The 19,093-nt window shown below is 43.3% G+C and carries 16 protein-coding genes; 10 read left to right on the top strand and 6 right to left on the bottom strand.

Going from position 1 to position 19,093, the window contains the following annotated elements; genetic code table 11:
• Nucleotides 1-107 precede the first annotated feature (107 nt).
• A complete protein-coding gene (locus IJE10_00175) occupies nucleotides 108-1,778 on the bottom strand; it encodes a hypothetical protein (protein ID MBQ2966522.1) in 1,671 nt (556 codons plus the stop codon).
• Nucleotides 1,779-1,964: 186 nt separating this feature from the next.
• Here IJE10_00175 and IJE10_00170 point away from each other — a divergent pair, with 186 nt between their 5' ends.
• Together IJE10_00170 and IJE10_00165 are read left to right on the top strand one after the other, a co-directional pair.
• Complete coding sequence (locus IJE10_00170) at nucleotides 1,965-2,531, top strand: DUF4093 domain-containing protein (protein MBQ2966521.1); 567 nt, start codon at nucleotides 1,965-1,967, stop codon at nucleotides 2,529-2,531.
• Nucleotides 2,532-2,575: 44 nt separating this feature from the next.
• Nucleotides 2,576-3,454 carry an aldo/keto reductase gene (locus IJE10_00165; GenBank protein MBQ2966520.1) on the top strand — a complete coding sequence of 293 codons (879 nt, stop codon included), beginning with the start codon at nucleotides 2,576-2,578 and terminating at the stop codon, nucleotides 3,452-3,454.
• A gap of 44 nt (nucleotides 3,455-3,498) precedes the next feature.
• Here the strand turns inward: IJE10_00165 and IJE10_00160 are convergent, their stop codons facing one another.
• Nucleotides 3,499-4,227 (bottom strand): S-layer homology domain-containing protein, encoded by a 729-nt coding sequence (locus IJE10_00160; GenBank protein ID MBQ2966519.1) that lies wholly within the window; start codon nucleotides 4,225-4,227, stop codon nucleotides 3,499-3,501.
• Between the two features lie 150 nt (nucleotides 4,228-4,377).
• On the opposite strand from IJE10_00160, the gene IJE10_00155 reads away from it, so the two are divergent.
• A complete protein-coding gene (locus IJE10_00155; protein ID MBQ2966518.1) occupies nucleotides 4,378-4,698 on the top strand; it encodes a helix-turn-helix transcriptional regulator in 321 nt (106 codons plus the stop codon).
• A 21-nt stretch (nucleotides 4,699-4,719) separates the two neighbouring features.
• On the opposite strand, the gene IJE10_00150 is transcribed toward IJE10_00155, so the two are convergent.
• Both IJE10_00150 and IJE10_00145 read right to left on the bottom strand, forming a co-directional pair.
• Nucleotides 4,720-6,537: a beta-galactosidase gene (locus tag IJE10_00150; GenBank protein ID MBQ2966517.1), complete on the bottom strand. Its 1,818-nt coding sequence runs from the start codon at nucleotides 6,535-6,537 to the stop codon at nucleotides 4,720-4,722.
• 590 nt (nucleotides 6,538-7,127) lie between these two features.
• A complete protein-coding gene (locus tag IJE10_00145) occupies nucleotides 7,128-7,979 on the bottom strand; it encodes a patatin family protein (protein MBQ2966516.1) in 852 nt (283 codons plus the stop codon).
• 441 nt (nucleotides 7,980-8,420) lie between these two features.
• Between IJE10_00145 and IJE10_00140 the strand changes: the two genes are divergently transcribed.
• From IJE10_00140 to IJE10_00130, 3 genes are all read left to right on the top strand, one after another.
• Nucleotides 8,421-10,118 carry a Na/Pi cotransporter family protein gene (locus tag IJE10_00140; protein MBQ2966515.1) on the top strand — a complete coding sequence of 566 codons (1,698 nt, stop codon included), beginning with the start codon at nucleotides 8,421-8,423 and terminating at the stop codon, nucleotides 10,116-10,118.
• A gap of 104 nt (nucleotides 10,119-10,222) precedes the next feature.
• Nucleotides 10,223-11,992: a Na/Pi cotransporter family protein gene (locus tag IJE10_00135; protein MBQ2966514.1), complete on the top strand. Its 1,770-nt coding sequence runs from the start codon at nucleotides 10,223-10,225 to the stop codon at nucleotides 11,990-11,992.
• A 10-nt stretch (nucleotides 11,993-12,002) separates the two neighbouring features.
• Complete coding sequence (locus IJE10_00130) at nucleotides 12,003-12,554, top strand: prolyl-tRNA synthetase associated domain-containing protein (GenBank protein ID MBQ2966513.1); 552 nt, start codon at nucleotides 12,003-12,005, stop codon at nucleotides 12,552-12,554.
• Between the two features lie 30 nt (nucleotides 12,555-12,584).
• Here IJE10_00130 and IJE10_00125 read toward each other — a convergent pair whose 3' ends face one another.
• The gene (locus IJE10_00125; protein MBQ2966512.1) at nucleotides 12,585-13,295 is read right to left on the bottom strand and encodes a histidine phosphatase family protein; all 711 of its coding nucleotides are present in this window, start codon (nucleotides 13,293-13,295) and stop codon (nucleotides 12,585-12,587) included.
• Between the two features lie 63 nt (nucleotides 13,296-13,358).
• On the bottom strand, nucleotides 13,359-14,153 hold the full coding sequence (pdaA, locus tag IJE10_00120) for a delta-lactam-biosynthetic de-N-acetylase (GenBank protein MBQ2966511.1): 795 nt from the start codon (nucleotides 14,151-14,153) through the stop codon (nucleotides 13,359-13,361).
• 74 nt (nucleotides 14,154-14,227) lie between these two features.
• Here pdaA and IJE10_00115 point away from each other — a divergent pair, with 74 nt between their 5' ends.
• The 4 genes from IJE10_00115 to IJE10_00100 all read left to right on the top strand — a co-directional run bounded on the left by IJE10_00115 (nucleotide 14,228) and on the right by IJE10_00100 (nucleotide 18,850).
• Nucleotides 14,228-16,132, top strand: coding sequence for an ABC-F family ATP-binding cassette domain-containing protein (locus IJE10_00115; GenBank protein MBQ2966510.1), 1,905 nt, complete (start codon nucleotides 14,228-14,230; stop codon nucleotides 16,130-16,132).
• A 60-nt stretch (nucleotides 16,133-16,192) separates the two neighbouring features.
• Complete coding sequence (gene fba, locus IJE10_00110; protein ID MBQ2966509.1) at nucleotides 16,193-17,056, top strand: class II fructose-1,6-bisphosphate aldolase; 864 nt, start codon at nucleotides 16,193-16,195, stop codon at nucleotides 17,054-17,056.
• A gap of 50 nt (nucleotides 17,057-17,106) precedes the next feature.
• Nucleotides 17,107-17,367, top strand: coding sequence for a DUF1294 domain-containing protein (locus tag IJE10_00105; GenBank protein MBQ2966508.1), 261 nt, complete (start codon nucleotides 17,107-17,109; stop codon nucleotides 17,365-17,367).
• Nucleotides 17,368-17,569: 202 nt separating this feature from the next.
• Nucleotides 17,570-18,850, top strand: coding sequence for an HlyC/CorC family transporter (locus IJE10_00100; protein ID MBQ2966507.1), 1,281 nt, complete (start codon nucleotides 17,570-17,572; stop codon nucleotides 18,848-18,850).
• Nucleotides 18,851-19,093 lie beyond the last annotated feature (243 nt).

Below are 19,093 nucleotides of genomic sequence, written 5' to 3'. Positions count from 1 at the left end.
ACCATTTTCAAAAAATTATTTCAACGCATTCTCCGCATCCTACAAAAATAAACCAACAATGTAAAAAATGACCACAAAAAGCCGTGACATAGGTCACGGCTTTTAAATCAGAATAATTCGGTATAAGTTTCTCTGTCCAAAGGTGTGCGGACACTGCCCGAGGTTTCGTCACATACATAATAAATGTCGTCCACCTCTTGCATTGCTTTAATACATTCCTCCGAACCCTTAACATAAAAATCATTGTGCATCAGTGCGTAGTCGATAACTGCTCTTAAATAAAACAGACGGAATTTGCGTGATTTTGTAATGTTTTCGGGCAGGATTTTATTGTATTTTTGGAAAGTGTTGTACACAAATTCCACATCGCTCGTATCGTGAATCACGCAACGGCGCGGAGGCGGTAAGGTGGGGTCATACGTTCTTGCAAGACCTGTTTCGGTTTTAATAACCGCCTGATACAATTCTTCATCTTCGCAACAAAATTCTGTTTTCACATAATCTCTTATCGCATCATAGGGATTTTCATATCGTCCCGAATATGCCGAAAGAATGATGAACTTGTTGGCATCTTCATAGATGCCCTCGGAATAAGCAATACCACCACTGAAAATGTGTTCGCTCTTTTCTTTTACTTTTTTCATATAGCCGGTAAGCAAGCTTGCACCAAATCCGCCCCAGGGTTTACAGCTGTACATACTGATTTCGGAAAACTCCATAAAATTCACTTTACCAACCATACCGCTTTCCTCCAGACAAGGCACAAGCTGTCCGTTCGGGAAATATGCCGCATAAAACGGAACATCTTTCAAAAGTTCGGAACCGAGAAGCGGTACAAAACCTTCCCATTCACCGTCGATAAATTCATTGAATTTCCACATACCGAGGGTTGCTTTTGCGTTGGGCATAACCTCTTTGAGCATTTCTTTAAAGGCAGGATATATTTTAAGATATCCGTTTATTCCCCACGGCTCACATTCGGGACAGGTACAACCGCCCTGGTCATAAGGACCGCAACCGACATACCGAATGTCAAGGTCTTTAAACGGCTCTAAAGCCTGACGTTTTTCTTTTAAAATTTCTTCAAGACCGCCCGGTTTGGAAGGACAGATTTCTCTGTGATAATGGAAAATATCTCTTTTATATTTGCCCTGTTTCCACCAATCGGCACGCAAATGCTCGGGCGAAGAATTAAAGCCTTCGTTGGAAAGGCCTGCAAGCATACCATACATACCGATGGTGTTTGCATATTTTAAAATTTGTCTCAAACGTTGAATCATTGCCTGCGCATCGGCATCTTCCACCGCATTGTAGTGGTGCATATCAAACCACACACGCACACAGTTACAACCGTAAAGGGCAATGTCCTCCAACACCTCGTAAACTTTTTCGATAGGTGCCATATGATAAAAATTATGAAAATGGGATGCAAAATAAATACATCTTACCTTTTTCTTGGGTGTAAAATCAATCTGTTTTCCGCAAGGTGCAGGCACAAAATCGCCTCTGCCGTCAAACTTGCTTTCTGTTAAAAGCACGCCAAATGCCGCAAAAACAGCACATTTATCCGCCGCACGCACCATTGCACCGTTTTCCGAAAAATCAATGATGTATCTTTCATCTTTAAGTGCTTCATCTACCGAAACGCTTATGCTATACGCATCAGTATCATCCGAAAGCGCACAGCCTCTGCGTTTCAAAACTCTGTCTGCACATTTTTTAAGTATATCAAAGCAAGTTTCACACACATTGTTGTTTACAATCCAAAACTTTTTCATAATACCCCTCCTGCTTAAACAGCTTCTTTATAATTATTATAAAGGAAACAATTCCATAAGTATATATAAATAATACGCAAAAACTATCGAAAAATACTCCTGTTTTTCATCTTCCTCCCTAATACAAAATTAAATGTTTTCACATAATCCCTTGACATCCTTTTCTTCCTATATTAAAATAGAGATATGAAAATCAATGAAGTAATTTTGGTCGAGGGCAAGTATGACAAAATCAAACTGGACTCTGTCATAGACGGTACCGTTATTGCAGTAAACGGGTTTCGGATTTTCAAAGACAAAGAAATGCGTTTACTAATCAAGCGATATGCCGAAGAAAGGGGCATTATCATTCTGACCGACTCGGATTCCGGTGGATTTTTAATCCGTAAGCATCTTTTGCAGATGGTGCCGCCCGATCGCATTAAAAATGCGTACATTCCCGAAATTGCCGGTAAGGAAAAGCGAAAAGCACAGCCGGGCAAAGCAGGACTTTTAGGGGTGGAGGGCGTGCCTGCCGATGTGATTCTGACCGCCTTAAAACGCGCCGGCTGCACCGAACGCAAAGCAGGAGACGAAATCACGAAAGCCGATTTGTTTGCCGCAGGCCTATCGGGCACACCCGATGCCACACAAAAACGGCAAGCCCTTTTAAAAGAACTACATTTGCCACACTCCCTGTCTCCCACCGCATTCTTAGGTGCATTAAACACTTTTATGACCAGACAGGAATTTTTTGACCGACTAAAAAAATAATCTTTTTGCAGATTTTATTTTATTAACAGAAAAGGAGCCATTAAATGTTGCAGAAAAAAACTTTTTTAAATATGGAAATCACTTCGCCCGTTTTTGGATGCGACAGTGTGGGACTTCGCTTATCGGATGAGGTTTCTTATCAGTTGTTAGATTATTATGTAGAAAAGGGCGGTAATTTTTTAGACACCGCACGCCTATACTGCGCCGAAAAGAGCGAAGGCTTTATCGCCCGCTATTTAAAGGACAGAAATTTAAAAGGCAAAATGTTTGTTGCCACCAAGGCAGGGCATCCGCCTCTTTCGGACATGCACAAAGGTCGTCTTTCTAAAGAAGAGCTTTCCTTTGATATAAATACCAGCTTAAAAGAACTTCAGACCGATTGCATCGACCTGCTTTATCTGCATCGGGACGATACCGCTCTTCCGGTCGGCGAAATTGTAGAAACCTTAAACAGTTTTATAAAGGAAGGAAAAATCCGTCACTGGGGCGCATCCAACTGGACAGGAAAACGCATCAAAGAGGCAAACGAGTATGCCGCAGCACACGGATTAGAGCCGATTGTGGCAAGCTCTATCCTTTACAACATCGCAAAACACAACGGACACCCTGACGACACTTTAGTTTTGATGAACGAAACAGAATTTGCCTTTTACAAGGAATCCCAAATTCCGGTTTTCGCCTATTCCTCGCAGGCAAAAGGCTTTTTTAACAAGTTTCTGCAGGGCACCATTCCGCCCGGCACCCAAAGGGAGTATCTGAACGAAGAGAACAAAAATCTTGCAAACGAGCTTGCCGACCTTTCCAAAGAGACCGGCAAAACGGTGATGCAGCTGTCATTGGAACGCTTAGAGCAACAAAGTCCGTTCCCCCTCTTTCCCATCGTCGGCGCATCCAACATCGAACAATTAAAAGAAATATTTTAACGAAAGAAAAATCGCATTTCTGCGATTTTTCTTTTTATATGCATTTAGTGCGCGTCATTTCTTGTTGTTTGTCCCGTGATTTTACTTCGGAATGTCACATATTGCGAACCATCCATTCCATCCGCAATCACAAATTTCCCGTTCGCATCAATCAGCATAAAAGGTACATCCATCGCGTTGTTAAGCATTTCAAAAACAAGATGGCGCTTTACTTGTAAGCTTAATGCATAATCCAAGCCATTTGTTATGCCGAGCTGACCGGCAACCTTTGCATACCCATACGGGTATCCACCCATCTGTTCTGCTTCAGATGCATATCCCATGGCAGAAACAATCATTTTAAGTGCCTCTCCATAGGTAACCTCTCTTTCCGGCTCAAAATTACCATTGTCGCATCCTTCAACAATACCGCTCCGAAAAGCAGTAGTTACATATTCACAAAACCAATCCTCCTCTGTTACATCTCCAAATAGTGCCACCGATGTATCAGTCGGTTCAATATTCAGCATTTTGCAAAGTACTTTTGAAAATTCCGCTCTGGTAATAAAACTATACGGTCTCATATTTCCGTCCGGATCTCCCGAAATAATACCATAATTTCGCAGTTGTTCCATACCAGTATGCATTGCATAATCTGTGTACATTACTACCATCTCGGTATTACCTTTCTCTTTTACATACAATGTGTTTTCTGAAGTAGTGGCAAGAGCCACACTTTGTAACACCATGCTTGTAACAACAATACCCACTGCAATTTTTCCTATTTTCTTCACGCCAATTCCTCCTCGTCGATATTCTAAAGACTTATTTTCCCTAACAACCACATTATACATCTTTATTTTCCGTTTGTCAAGAAAAATATATCTTTTTATTCCGTATTTTTGCAACAACATAGCGTTATACTATATATGGAGGTGTATGAAATGGATTATATTGAATGGTTTTATAAAAGGATTACCGAACTGCGATTGCAGAAAAATGTGTCGGCAAGGGATATGAGCTTGTCTTTGGGTCAAAGCGAGAGTTATATAAACAAAATCGAAAACCGACGCACACTTCCATCTCTCACGGGTTTCTTTTACATCTGCGAATTTTTCGGCATAACGCCTGCAGAATTTTTCAACACCCACGACCAATCCCCGCAAAAAACAAAAGAACTTTTAACAGAAATAGAACAGCTAACACCGAAGCAATCCGACCACATACTTGCACTCGTAAAAGATTTAACAGAAAAAAAGAGTTAAGGCAATTGCCTTAACTCTTTTTTAATTTTCAAGATTGTGTTCCAATACACCGTGAATTTCGGTGTTTTCTTTTTTGGGTTGGATATCCAGCACTTCAATCACATTGTCCTTTCCCTTCAGCAATCCGCCCGGGACATACAAGGTGTACTGGGGTCCGATGCTCCGGAATCTACCGATATTAAAGCCGTTAACCCACACAAAGCCGTGCCCGAAAGCTTTCATATCAAGGAACGTATCCACACCCGCTTTTGCATCAAAGGTTGCTTTGTAGAACAAGGGGTCATTTTCGGTGATTTTATCCGCAGAAAAAGACTGATACCGCACCTTTGAAATATCATCCATAGGCAACGCGCGCATTTTCCAATGATAAAGCTTTGCATCGGCAAGCTTTACATAACGGGTAATGCCTTTTTTGTCATTGTCTAAATCCACACCGCCATTGATGCGGCCCAGCGACTCAACCAGAATATTTAAAGTCCCCGTTCTGTTGTCCGCATCCCAGTATATCGTCTCATTTTCCCGTTCTCTTTCCACGGCACCCAAATAGGTTTCCCCGTCATAAACGGTTGCACGGTCACGTATCCCCTCAAAATGCAGAGGCGGCTTCCATCCGCTGTTCCAGCCCTGCACCTCAGTGCTGTATAAGGTAAAGCCGTGCATTTGCTTGATATATTCCATGGTTTCGGGAGCAACCGTTTCCGCTTCAGCAGTGGTGAGTACATCCAAATTGTCAAACAGTCGTGCCATGTGGCTAAAGGGAATGGTCAGCGCCTGTGTTTCATATGCAAAGGGCAGAGCACGGTCGTTTCGTTGCGGTTTGCCGAGGTGCTTATCCAGTTCCGCACGGCAAAGATAGTATTTTTCGGTGGGCAAGCCGTTTTCCGAAACCAATGCATCTTCATCGTAGCTTGTAACATGGGAAATGTATCTGATTGGCGTTTCGGGGCGCGGTGTGAAAGACTTTCCGCGCAAAGCACCCGGAAAGAATCCGAAATTCGTACCGCCCGAAAACATATAAAAATTCACAAATCCGCGCTTTAAGCACTCGGCATACGACTGTGCTGTGGGCACGGGATCTCTTTTCTGATACGGCTCGCCCCAGTAAATGGCACGGCCTGACCAAAGCTCACCCACAAAATACGGAAAATCAGGATAATCCTTTTCGGTAAAGTCTGCAAAACGCGTGCCTTCGCCCGGGTTAGAGCGGAAGTTTGAGCCGATAAACACACCCGGCAGGCTTCCCATATGCAACTGTGTAGGCGATCCGTCGGTGGTATAAAAAGGCACATCTACCCCAAGCTCTGTCAGTAAATCCTTTAAGTATTCCATATAGGTCAAATCATAGCCACTGCCACCGTATTCGTTTTCCAGAGCAACCATAATAATCGGGCCACCGTTGGTAAACAGGTACGGACGCACCTTTTCCATCAGTACCTTATAGTAGTCCTTTATATGTAAAAGATAGGTTGGCTCGGCACATCTGATTCTGACCTTTTCGTCAAACAAAAGCCAGGACGGCAATCCACCGAAATCACACTCCGAGCAGATATACGGTGCAGGTCGAAGCAGAATTTTAAATCCAAAATCCGCTGCCATCTTCAAAAATGCAGGTAAATCCAGCATTCCTGAAAAATCGTAAATCCCTTTTTGAGGCTCATGCAGATTCCAGGGTACATATAGCTGAATGGCAGTCAGTCCGAACTCTTTTGCAAGCATAAGATGTCTGTGCCATGCAGACGGATGAATGCGGAAATAATGTACGTCCCCTGATGCCAAATAAAAAGGCTCACCGTTTAAATAAAAACCATCCTTTTTGATTTCAACCCTTTGCTTTTGCATAACAAATCACCTCTTTATTCATTATATTGTTTATACCTTTTCTTGTCAAGGGATAAACTAAAAAGCTGACTTACAAAGTAAGTCAGCTTTTATTTGAACTATCTTTTTGGACCGTCCTGCCTTTTCTTGCCATTTTAAATTTGGCATATTCAAAACATTCTTTTTAAAAATCTATATTTAATTTTCTCGCATGCATTTGGATTCTTTATACCGATTTGCCTTTACTTCTCTGTCGTTTGTCCTGACACATCCGACACCAAAAGGCTTTTCTCCTTCTTTTCCTATTGCTTACATGACCTTCATCTTTTCGCTCCGCGTATTTCGCATCTTCTCGCATCATGGCGAACCGAACTCATTTTAAGCTTTTACAATCGGTATTCTACTTTGTATGCTTCCGCCTTACTTTTTTCTGTTTTCGGTTTCGGTATTCAGGCGTTCACGTCGGCGGTATCCTTTGCATTCCACAAAGACGCAAACATTTCCGAAACTGAAATTTGTTCTTCACTCTTCATTGGACCCACCGCCTTTCTTCTTCGTTGTATAGTATTCGTCGTTTCCTCTTCATTTCCTTTTAAAAATTTAAAAAATTTTTATTTTTCAAGATATTTTTTTAAATTTTCTAAATTTTTAGTTGCCACTTCCCGACCCTCGTTATAGATTTGCTTTATTTTTTCGGGGTCGCTGTCGGTTCTGCCCCATGCCTTTGTATCCTCGGGTGCCAGCACAAAAATCTCGCCTTTGCGCTCTAAATCCAACACTCTTTGGTGTGCCAGATTATAAATCTCTGTGCGTTTTTTTACGGTATCGGCAAATTTCGGATACTTGCTGTACATAAGTGCCGCCAACCCTAACGCCTTTTCTTCCTCTTTCACATATGAACGCTCACGGGTCAGAATCACAACCGCCTTTTCACAGCCGTCCTTTAATGCTTTTTCTACGGGAATGGGGTCTGCAATACCGCCGTCCATGTATTTTTTGCCGTTCACCTCAATGGGCGGAAACAGAATCGGAAGCGCACAGCTGGCAAGAATGCTTTTATTTTCCTTATCCTCGGGCGAAACAGAAAGATATTCCGCCTTTCCGCTCTCTAAGGAGGTTACTACTGCATACACATCCTCACCAAATGCCTTTAATGCCTCGTAATCATACAAAAGATGCTTGTTGGGCAGCTCGTTAAACACAAAATCCATATTATATAAGCTTCTGTTTTTAGGATTCAACAGATGCTTTTTACCCATATATCGCGGGTCCTGCATAAACTCGGTGCCAATGCGATACCCTCTGCCGATTTGCTTCGAGGCATACGAAACACCGTTGGCAATCCCTGCAGAAGCACCAATTAAGTAATTGAGCCAGATTTCCTGCTCCATTAAAACGTCCATGGCACCCACCGAGAAATAGCCGCGGCTTGCGCCACCCTCTAACACTAACGCTTTTTTCATTTTAAACTCCTTCTTTATTTATATAATGTAATAACCGCAAAATCGTACGGTGAAAATCTCTTATAAGAGAGTCCCACTCTTTTTCGGTATACTTTCTGTTGTTTACCGGGATACAAACTCTGTACATGGTTATCCCCTCCATTACAATTTTACCATATTATTCTGCTGTTTTCAATTCCTCCTATACAATTTCATATTTTTGTAACACTTTTTTAATTTGTTTGTAATCACTTTTTGGTATAATCATAATGAGGTATTTCGAGCAATGATAAAACAACGCAGAAATGCGTTCATATAAATACTGAACCAACAAAATTGAACCAACTGAACCAACAAATTTGAACCAACGACAAAGAACCAACAAAAAACAAATTTGAGGAGGAAGCAATTTTGAACACAGAAGTAATCTTAAACATCTTAAAGCTGCTTGGTGGCTTGGGTATGTTCCTGTTCGGTATGAATGTAATGGGCGACGGCCTGGAAAAACGAGGTGGTGGCAGTTTAAAATCCATTTTGGAAAACTTAACCTCCAATCGTTTAAAAGGCGTTGCACTCGGTGCTTTGGTTACCGCAGTAATCCAAAGCTCGTCCGCCACAACCGTTATGGTTGTCGGCTTTGTAAACTCCGGTTTGATGTCTCTTTCACAGTCTATCGGAGTAATCATGGGTGCCAACATCGGTACCACCATAACCGCCTGGCTTTTAAGCTTGTCCGGCATTGAAGGTGACGGCTTTTTAATGCAGATGTTAAAACCCGAAAATTTCTCATTGATTTTCGCAACCATCGGCATCGTACTTTCTTTCAGCAAAAAAGAAAAGCACAAAGATGTAGGTAACATTTTGCTGGGCTTTACCGTTTTGATGTACGGTATGAAAATGATGTCCGGCGCCGTAGCACCTTTAAAGGAAAGCGAAACCTTTACCCAAATCTTAGTTATGTTCTCCAACCCGCTCCTGGGTGTGCTGACCGGTGCATTGCTTACAGCAATCATCCAGTCCTCGTCGGCTTCGGTCGGTATTTTGCAGGCACTCTGCTCTACAGGTGCTGTATACTACTCCAATGCAATCCCGATTATCATGGGTCAGAACATTGGTACCTGTATCACAGCAATTATTTCCGCAATCGGTGCAAACCGTAATGCAAAACGTGTTTCTGTTGTGCATTTAAGCTTTAACATCATCGGCACCGTCGCATTTCTGGTACTGTTCTATACCATTCATAACCTTGTCGGCTTCGCATTTTACGATGATGTCATGAATCCTGCCGACATTGCGACCGTGCACACCATCTTCAACCTATTCACAACCCTGCTCCTGATTCCTTTCACAAAGCAGCTGGAAAAGCTGGCATACTTTGTTATCAAGGACAAGGATACTGCAAACGAAATCCAGCTCTTAGACGAACGTTTACTGGAAACACCTGCAGTTGCTGTTCAGCAATCTAAAATTGTAACCCTAAAGATGATGCATATTGCTACAGAATCCTTAAGCAAGGCGTTAGACCTGCTTGGCTCTAAATTTACAGATGCCGCAGCAGAAGAAATCGAAGCCTTAGAAAATGAAGTGGACACTTTTGAAGACAAGCTTGGCACTTACTTGGTTAAACTGAGCCGCCACAGCTTAAACTATGAAGACAGCCACCAGATTTCGAGCTTACTGCACACCATCGGCGACTTTGAGCGCATGAGCGACCATGCTGTAAACTTAGTAGACTCCGCAAGAGAAATTCATGAAAAGAAAGTGGAATTTTCTGAAGAAGGTCGCAGGGAAATTCAGACCATGGCAAATGCAATCCGGGAAATCATCGGATTGACCGCAACCGCTTTCGAACACAACGACCTTGCAGTTGCCGCACAGATTGAACCTTTAGAACAGGTTATTGACGGCTTGAAATATAAGCTGAAAAAAGGTCATATTGCGCGTCTGCAGCAAAACGACTGCACCATTGAAACCGGCTTTGTGTTCAACGATTTGATTACCAACTTTGAACGCATTGCAGACCACTGCTCCAACATTGCAGTTTGCATGATTGAAGTGGAAAACGATTCCTTCGGCACCCACGAATATCTGCACAAATTACATCATAAAGAACATTTCGAAGAAAAATTCAAAGAATTCGAAGCAAAATACAGTCTGTAAATTTAAGCGGCCCGCCCATCCGGGCGGGCCAAATTTTTAAATCCGAATATTCCAAAGAAATTCACTTTGTTTACATAAAAATCAACCCATACAGGAGGCGTTATATGGATATTTTTAGCGTGTTAACACTCATCGGCGGTCTTGCTCTGTTTTTATACGGCATGGACGAAATGGGCAACGGCTTAAAAAAGCTTTCAGGCGGCCAGTTAGAATCCATCTTGGCAAAGCTGACTTCCAACAAGTATAAAGGCTTTCTTTTAGGCTTTTTTGTAACAGCCATTATTCAGAGTTCTTCTGCAACCACCGTTATGCTGGTTGGTTTCGTAAACTCGGGAATTATGACTTTGTCCCAGTCCATCGGTATTATTTTCGGTGCCAACGTCGGCACAACCGTTACCGCATGGTTGGTGAGCTTAACCAACATCGGTGAAGGTGCAACCACCATCATCAAACTGTTCAAGCCCTCATCCTTTACCCCCATCATGGGCATCGTCGCTGTATTTATGATGATGATGTCCAAAAAGGACAAGCATAGAAACATCGGTCTGATCATGATTGGTTTTACCGTTTTAATGTTCGGTATGGACATTATGAGCGACTCGATGAGCGGTCTTGGCAAGGAACAATGGTTTAAAGACCTGATGGTTACCTTCAGCAATCCCATTTTAGGCGTTCTTATCGGTACCGCACTTACGGCAATCATCCAGTCCTCATCGGCTTCGGTTGGTATTTTGCAGGCATTGTCCCTGACCGGTGCGATTCCGTTTGCGGTAGCATTCCCCATTGTACTCGGCCAGAACATCGGTACCACCATTACCCCGATTATTTCCGCAATCAACGGCAACACCAATGCAAAGCGCGTCGCAACAGCTTGTCTCTACATTAAAATTGTCGGTGTAATAGTATTTTTGGTACTTTTTTATCTGATTGCAATGTTTGTTCCCTTCGGCTTTATGGAAAAAGACTACATGGCAAACCCGTTAAACATCGCCATTTTCCACACTGTATTTAATATTATCTCTTCTGTTTTATTGCTTCCCTTCAGCAAAATGTTCGAGGTGTTTGCAATCAAAACCTTCAAAGAAAAGGCAAAAGCAGAAGAAGACAATACATTCTCCATCCTGGACGTTCGCTTTTTGTCCACCCCGTCCTTTGCAATTGCAAAGTGCCGTGATCTGATTATGGACATGATTGTGCTGACCAAGGACGGTTTTTCGGATGCATTACAACTAATGAACAACTATAACGAAAAGCAGGACACCGTAATCCGCGAAAAAGAAAATTTAGTTGACCGTTACGAGGATGAACTGAGCAGTTATCTTGTAAGACTTTCCGAACAAAAGCTTTCGGTAGAGCATAGCCGTGAGGTTGCAAAGCTTCTGCATGTGGTAGGTGACATCGAACGTATTTCCGACCACTCCGTTAATTTAGTGGCGGTGGCAAAAGAAATGCATGAAAAGAAAATCGAATTTTCCGAAGAAGCAAACCGCGAAATCACCATTCTGGCAACCGCTGTAACCGATATCATCGAAATGACCAGCATTGCGCTGATTGAAAACGACCTTTCTCTTGCAGCCCGCATTGAGCCTTTGGAACAGATTATCGACAAGCTCCAGTACAAGATGAAGAGCAATCACATCAAGCGTCTGCAGGACAGCAACTGCACCATCGAGCTGGGCTTTATCTTCTCGGATTTCATCACCAACTGTGAAAGAGCCTCCGACCATTGCTCCAACATCGCAGCCTGCCTGCTGGAAATCGAAAATGACTCTTTTGGCTCGCACGAATACATTCACAACATTCATCACGAAGAAGCTTTCGAAGAGCTTTACAAAGAATATAAAGCAAAATACAGCTTGAAAACGCAGGAATAAAGAGGATTTTATGACAGATTCTACATTACATCAGGGGCGTCCCGAAAATGTAAGCGGACGTCTTGATACCGAAATACATGTATATGATTTTCTGGACAAACTCGGCATACCTTACACGCAATTAGACCACGCGCAGGCAGACACCATGGAAGCCTGCCGTGCAGTCGATGCGGCACTTGAAGTTACTATGTGCAAAAACTTATTTTTGTGCAACCGACAGAAAACCAACTTTTATTTATTGCTTATGCCGGGAGACAAGCCCTTTAAAACCAAGGAAATTTCCGCACAAATCGGCAGTGCGCGTCTATCCTTTGCAGATGCAGAGGCGATGGAGAAATACCTTTCCATTCAACCGGGTGCAGTAAGTGTTATGGGGCTGATGAACGACAAGGACAACCATGTGGTGCTTTTAATTGACGAAGATATTTTAAAAGACGAATACCTCGGCTGTCATCCTTGTGTAAACACCGCAAGCCTGAAAATCAAAACGGCAGATATCTTAGAAAAATTCCTGCCTGCTGTTAAGCACACCTATCAAACCGTAAAATTAATTGGTGAATAAAAAAGGAGCAACGCGTTTGCGTTGCTTCTTTTATTTATTCACGCACTCAGGGCGTTCCTTGTGCTTCGGATTGGAAGTAAGCATATCCTCGGTAAGATGCGCAGTACTAAAAAATTCACCGCACACAAAATTACCGTCTTTATCTGTTTCTACATAGGAAAGGGCACAATTTAGGCCATGGTCTCCCAGATAATCGCCCAGCACATCCCCGTCATCGGGAAAGCCCAAGCCATATTTTTGGTTCAAATAGTATACCGAGCCAAACACAGACGCACCGTGTCCGACCAAAAGCACCTCTTGTTCCCCGCTTTGTAAAAGCGACTCCCAAAAATCAGACACACGCTTTATAACCGCTTCTCTGGTATCTTTAAAATTGTTCCACCAAGGATACGAAAGGGTGGCATCCTCTGCTACCACCGGAAACTCTGTTTTAAGTTGCTCTAAGGTCATTCCCTCAAATTCCTGTGCACCCTCGTCGGTTTTCAGAATTTCCCGAAGCGCCTGCTCCGGCAAAATGGGCACACCGCACGCCTTTGCTGCCGCATCTGCAGTCATCATAGTACGCCGATAAGGCGAGGAAAAAATCTTACCCTTAAAGCCTTTTTCTTTTAAAGCATTCGCCAAACACACAGCCTGCTTCTGTCCCAATTCGCTCAGCGGGATATCAAACATCGGGAAATCCGCACTCCCGAAAAATTCCGTGGGACACACCTGCCCGTGGCGCGTTATGTAAATTTTCATAATTTGTCTCCCCTCACGTTTTTATCTATTGTACCACAAAAAGAGACGAAAGTAAACTCCTTTTTAAAACTCCGTGAGACTTCCGAAGGTATAGCCCATTTCTTTCCACTTACTCAGCAGTTCATCTAAAATTTCCGCATTGGTTTGGGAGGTAGAATGCAAAAGCACAATCGCACCGTTATGCATTCTCGGAATCAGCTTGGAAAACGCAAAGTCTGAAGTGGGCTGATTGTCCACAATCCAGTCCACATATGCCAGCGACCAGAAAAAGGTTTTATAACCGAGCTTTTTTGCCATCTTCAGATTGTCTGTGCTGAACTTTCCCTGGGGTGGTCGGTAGATTTTCTGCATCTCCTTACCTGTAATCGCCTTATACTTTTCCTCCAGTCCCAAAAGCTCCTTTTTAAAGCTTTCTTCATCCGAAATGGCGGACATATCCGGATGACTTAAGGTGTGATTGCCCACCAGGTGTCCCTCTTCTGCCATGCGTTTGACCAGCTCAGGCGACGTATCCATATAATTGCCTACCAGAAAAAAAGTTGCAGGCACCTCATGCTTTTTTAAAACATCCAGTATGCGCGCGGTATAGCCGTTTTCATAGCCCGCATCAAAGGTCAGGTACACCTTCTTTTTGGTTGTATCCCCCACATAGTAGGCATCGTATTTTTCCAATTCCGCAGGCGTGGAATTGCCTGTAGGCGGACTGCCGTTTTCACCGTATCCCAGTCCCCAATCGGTTTTAGAAGTCATAACCGCACCGCCTGCAAGCATCATATATGCACCGCAAAAAGCACTCATCAGTACCGCGATTCCAAAACAAAGCGCTAAAATCTGTTTTTTCTTAAACACAAAAATCATGCTTTCACCTCTCTTATACATATTGCTTTTTTTCGCAAAATATGCTATACTAACAGATAAGTGAGGTAAAAAATATGGTATTACTCAGTGCATCCCACATCTCAAAAGCATTCGGCACCGAACAGATATTGGAAAACGTATCTTTCAATGTAGAGGAAGGCGATAAAATCGGCATCCTTGGCATGAACGGCGCCGGAAAGTCTACGCTTTTTAAAATCCTGACCGAGGATTACACCTGCGACGAAGGGGAAATTTATAAAGCAAGACAGTTAAAAATCAGTTATATGGAGCAGTTCGCCCGGGTGGAATCGGAAAGAAACGCCTATGACGAGGTGCTTTTTGGTGCGTTTTCACATCTTCTGGATTTAGAAGCTGAGCTTGCCGTTTTACAAAAAGAGCTGGAAAATGACCATTCTCCCGAAAAAATCGCCCGCTATGACCGCTTAAACAACCAATTCATCGCAGAGGACGGCTTAATTTATAAAAATCTGACCGTTACGGCTCTGCAGGGCTTAGGCTTTTCGGAGGAAGAAATGCGTCTGCCCATGACTGCATTAAGCGGCGGACAGCGCACTCGCGCTTGTCTGGCACGCATGCTTCTGGAAAAGGCAGACATTTTACTTTTAGATGAGCCCACAAACCACTTAGACATCTCTGCCATTACCTGGCTGGAAAATTTCCTCTGCAATTACAAGGGAACGGTTATGCTCATCACCCATGACCGCTACTTCTTAGACAAAACCACCAACCGTATCTTTGACATTTCCCACCATAAGCTTCGGGAATATCGGGGCAATTATTCCAAATACCGCGCAGAAAAAGAATTGCAGGAAGCCTCCATCGCCAAAGAATATGCGCTAAAAACCAAAGAAATCGCCCGACTTGAGGGCATTATCACCCAGCAAAAGCAATGGAATCGGGAACGCAACATCAAAACAGCCGAAAGCAAGCAAAAGGTTATTGACCGCATCAAAGAAGGTCTGATTACCCCGGAGGAAATTGAAAAAAGCATAAAATTCCGCTTTACCATCCGCGAGGGTTGCGGAAATGATGTGCTGGATGTGATTGACCTTGCCAAAGGCTTTGACGGCGTTCCGCTGTTTCAGAATTTAAATATGGAAATCAAAAAGGGAGAAACCGTGTTTCTGCTTGGCGCAAACGGATGTGGAAAATCCACCCTGTTTCATCTGCTTACGGGAAAGCTCAAGCCCGACCGCGGACATATCAAGCGCGGAAGCCGGGTCGAGATTGCCTATTACGACCAGCACCAGGCAGATTTAGACCCCGAAAAAACCATTTTCGACGAAATTTCCGACGCACAGCCCACCTTAGACAACACCACCATCCGCTGTGCATTGGCAGCGTTTCTGTTCACGGGTGAGGACGTTTTTAAGCCCATAAGCACCTTAAGCGGTGGCGAACGGGCGCGGGTTTCCTTAACCAAGCTTATGCTGTCCAAAGCAAACTTTTTGCTTTTGGACGAGCCGACAAACCATTTGGACATTCCCTCAAAGGAAGCTTTGGAAAAAGCCCTCGCGGGATATGACGGCACACTGTTTGTTATTTCGCATGACCGTTATTTTATCCAAAAGCTTGCCACACGCATCACAGAGCTTACCCCTGATGGTTTAAAAAGCTATGGCGGAAACTATGAATACTATCTGGAACAAACCGCCAAAACCATTTCGGCAGAGCCTGAGAAAAAGGTTAAGAGCGGCGGTGAACAGTACCGCTTAAACAAAGAACTGGAAAGTCAAAAGCGCAAGCTTGCCACAAAAGTCAAACGTGCAGAAGAACAGATTGCCGATTTAGAGCAACAAATCGAGGCGCTGGAAAATCAAATCGCTGACCCTTCCCTTTCCACCGACTACGGCAAGCTTAACGAGCTGACCGAACAGCTGAACCAAAAAAGCTGTGCTTTAGAAGATGCCATGCTCGAATGGGAAGAAAGTTTGAATGCTTTAAACGAAATATCTTGACAGATGCAGTCAAAAATTGTATAATAGGTATATATTGAAAAAATTAGGAGGCATAAGATTATGTTAGTATCCGCAAGCGAAATGCTTAAAAAAGCAAAAGAAGGCAAATATGCAGTAGGTCAGTTCAACATTAACAACTTAGAATGGACCAAAGCAATTCTGCTCACAGCACAGGAAATGAATTCTCCCGTAATCCTCGGTGTTTCTGAGGGGGCCGGCAAATACATGTGTGGCTACACCACCGTTGTTGGCATGGTTAAAGGTATGATTGAAGAATTAAATATTACTGTTCCGGTAGCACTTCACTTAGACCATGGCTCCTATGAGGGTGCAAAAAAGGTTATCGAAGCAGGCTTCTCTTCCGTAATGTTTGACGGTTCTCATTACGGTATCGAAGAAAACATTGAAAAGACCAAAGAAATCATCGCACTTGCAAACGCAAAGGGCATGTCTGTTGAAGCAGAAGTTGGCTCTATCGGTGGCGAAGAAGACGGCGTTGTAGGTGCAGGCGAAGTGGCAGACCCCGACGAATGCAAGCTGATTGCAGACCTCGGTGTTGATATGCTCGCAGCAGGTATCGGTAACATCCACGGCAAGTACCCCGCAAACTGGGCAGGTCTGGATTTCGATGCTCTGGCAAAAATTCAGGAAAAGACCGGTATCATGCCTTTGGTACTCCACGGTGGTACAGGCATCCCCGCTGACATGATTCAGAAAGCAATTTCTCTCGGTGTTTCCAAAATCAATGTAAACACCGAATGCCAGCTCTCTTTCCAGGAAGCTACCAGAAAGTACATCGAAGAAGGCAAGGATTTACAGGGCAAAGGCTTTGACCCCAGAAAATTACTTGCACCCGGCTTTGAAGCAATCAAGGCTACCGTTAAAGAAAAGATGGAACTGTTCGGTTCTGTAAACAAAGCGTAAATACGATTTAAGCGGTTGCCGACAGGCAACCGCTTTTTAAAGGAGAAAAAATGAATATATTCATTCTTGTTATGGCATGGAACGCCATTGTTTTTCTGATGTACGGCATTGACAAATGGCGTGCAAAAAATAATGTCTGGCGCATTTCCGAGGCTATGCTTTTAACAGTTGCATTCTTAGGTGGCGCAGCAGGTGCCGCCTCGGGCATGATTGCCTTCCACCACAAGGTTTCAAAGGCACGATTCCGTTGGCTTGTCCCGATTGCACTGTTTTTAAACCTCGCCGCGGCATTATTTTTATTATTTACTTGACAAATACACAAAGATTTGGTATAATAGGTGCAAATAATACAGAAGGAGAACAATCATGGATTCTGACGCCGGCGACTGTAACGCAGCACCGTATCTGAATAGTTTTGAATAGTGAAGGCATATCCGTAAGTTATCATACTTAACGGCTGTGTCTTTTTGTTGTTTTCTTTTCATTTAAATCAAAAGGAGTAGAATTTAAACAATGGATTATTTCCCACAAATCTTAGCAATGGCCATATGCATTATTCTGTCCGCCTACTTTTCGGCAACAGAAACGGCGTTTTCATCCTTAAACAAAACCCGTATCAAGACCTTGGCGGAAAAGGGAGAAAAACGTGCAATTTTAACGGAAAAGCTTTCGGATAAATACGAAAAGCTTCTTTCTACCATTTTGGTCGGCAACAACATTGTAAACATCGCCGTAGCATCCATCGGCACCTTGCTTTTCACCGCTATTTTAAGCGGCAACGCAGATTTGGGTGCAACCGTATCAACCATTGTCGTTACCGTTGTCGTGTTGATTTTCGGTGAAATCACCCCGAAAACAGCTGCAAAAAACAATCCCGAAGCTTTCGCAATGTTCTCGGCACCCATCATTAATTTCTTCATGATTATACTCACCCCCATCAGCGCAATTTTCTCAGGCATCGGCAAGCTGATGTCCAAGCTTTTTAAAGCAGATGACAATCAGAAAATGAGCCAGGAAGAGCTTTTGATGTTTGTATCCGAGGTTGAAGAAGAGGGAAGTATTGACGAAGATGGTGGTGACCTTTTACGAAACGCCATTGAATTTTCCGAGCGCAAGGCAGAAGACATTCTTACTCACCGTGTAGATTTGGAAGCGCTCCCCATTGACAGCAGCAAAGAGGATTTTGCAAAAAAATTCTCTGAAACCAAATATTCCAGACTTTTGGTATACGAAGAAAGCATCGACAACATTGTAGGTGTACTGCACCAGAAGGATTTCTATATCGACGGAAAAATTACGCCTCAACCCTTGTCCGAAATCATTTCCGAGCCGGTATTTATCCCCGAATCCGAAAAAATCAACCGCCTGCTTAAGCTTTTGCAGACCGAAAAATCCCACATTGCAGTTGTTCTGGACGAATACGGCGGAACCTTAGGCATTGTCACTATGGAAGACATCTTAGAGGAACTCGTAGGCGAAATCTGGGACGAACATGACGAGGTAGTAGACCCCTTTAAGGAAACCGAACCGGACACCTTTGAGGTTATCGGCTCTGTGGATATCGACGATTTCTTTGACTACTTTGAAATCAAGGCTGAAGAAGAAAGCGAAAGCATTTCTTTAAGCGGTTGGGTAACCGAACAGCTGGACAAATTGCCTGACGAAGGTGATATGTTTACCTATAAAAACTTAGAAATCACCGTTCTTGCCACTGACTCGCACTGTGCAGAAACCCTGCGCGTAGTCCGTCTCCCTGAGCCTGAGGAAGATGAACAACAAGAAGAAGAAAAATAATGAATAAAAAGGAGCTGTAAATTTATTACAGCTCCTTTTTTGGGGATAGGAAAAAATGTTTGGAATGGACAAACTGAGCCCAAACCGCGCTATATCGCGGTTTGGGGTTACCCGAAGGCGTACAAAGGTACGTCGAGAGGCGAAGTTTGTTCATAGCAAAAACGCATTTATCAAAAGAAAACACGCAAAACTTTGCGTGTTTTCTTCATTTGGTGTCGTTCTTGTAAGTTTGCACAAACTTTG

It is taken from the genome of Clostridia bacterium, assembly GCA_017410375.1.
Taxonomy (GTDB): domain Bacteria; phylum Bacillota; class Clostridia; order RGIG6154; family RGIG6154; genus RGIG6154.
This window is presented reverse-complemented; position numbering and strand designations above follow the sequence as displayed.

Excerpts from the sequence above, each read along its gene's own strand:
- IJE10_00175 (MBQ2966522.1), bottom strand. The coding sequence starts at position 1,778 with ATGAAAAAGTTTTGGATTGTAAACAACAATGTGTGTGAAACTTGCTTT.
- IJE10_00170 (MBQ2966521.1), top strand. The coding sequence starts at position 1,965 with ATGAAAATCAATGAAGTAATTTTGGTCGAGGGCAAGTATGACAAAATC.
- IJE10_00165 (MBQ2966520.1), top strand. The coding sequence starts at position 2,576 with ATGTTGCAGAAAAAAACTTTTTTAAATATGGAAATCACTTCGCCCGTT.
- IJE10_00155 (MBQ2966518.1), top strand. The coding sequence starts at position 4,378 with ATGGATTATATTGAATGGTTTTATAAAAGGATTACCGAACTGCGATTG.
- IJE10_00150 (MBQ2966517.1), bottom strand. The coding sequence starts at position 6,537 with ATGCAAAAGCAAAGGGTTGAAATCAAAAAGGATGGTTTTTATTTAAAC.
- IJE10_00145 (MBQ2966516.1), bottom strand. The coding sequence starts at position 7,979 with ATGAAAAAAGCGTTAGTGTTAGAGGGTGGCGCAAGCCGCGGCTATTTC.
- IJE10_00140 (MBQ2966515.1), top strand. The coding sequence starts at position 8,421 with ATGTTCCTGTTCGGTATGAATGTAATGGGCGACGGCCTGGAAAAACGA.
- IJE10_00135 (MBQ2966514.1), top strand. The coding sequence starts at position 10,223 with ATGGATATTTTTAGCGTGTTAACACTCATCGGCGGTCTTGCTCTGTTT.
- IJE10_00130 (MBQ2966513.1), top strand. The coding sequence starts at position 12,003 with ATGACAGATTCTACATTACATCAGGGGCGTCCCGAAAATGTAAGCGGA.
- IJE10_00125 (MBQ2966512.1), bottom strand. The coding sequence starts at position 13,295 with ATGAAAATTTACATAACGCGCCACGGGCAGGTGTGTCCCACGGAATTT.
- pdaA (MBQ2966511.1), bottom strand. The coding sequence starts at position 14,153 with ATGATTTTTGTGTTTAAGAAAAAACAGATTTTAGCGCTTTGTTTTGGA.
- IJE10_00115 (MBQ2966510.1), top strand. The coding sequence starts at position 14,228 with ATGGTATTACTCAGTGCATCCCACATCTCAAAAGCATTCGGCACCGAA.
- fba (MBQ2966509.1), top strand. The coding sequence starts at position 16,193 with ATGTTAGTATCCGCAAGCGAAATGCTTAAAAAAGCAAAAGAAGGCAAA.
- IJE10_00105 (MBQ2966508.1), top strand. The coding sequence starts at position 17,107 with ATGAATATATTCATTCTTGTTATGGCATGGAACGCCATTGTTTTTCTG.
- IJE10_00100 (MBQ2966507.1), top strand. The coding sequence starts at position 17,570 with ATGGATTATTTCCCACAAATCTTAGCAATGGCCATATGCATTATTCTG.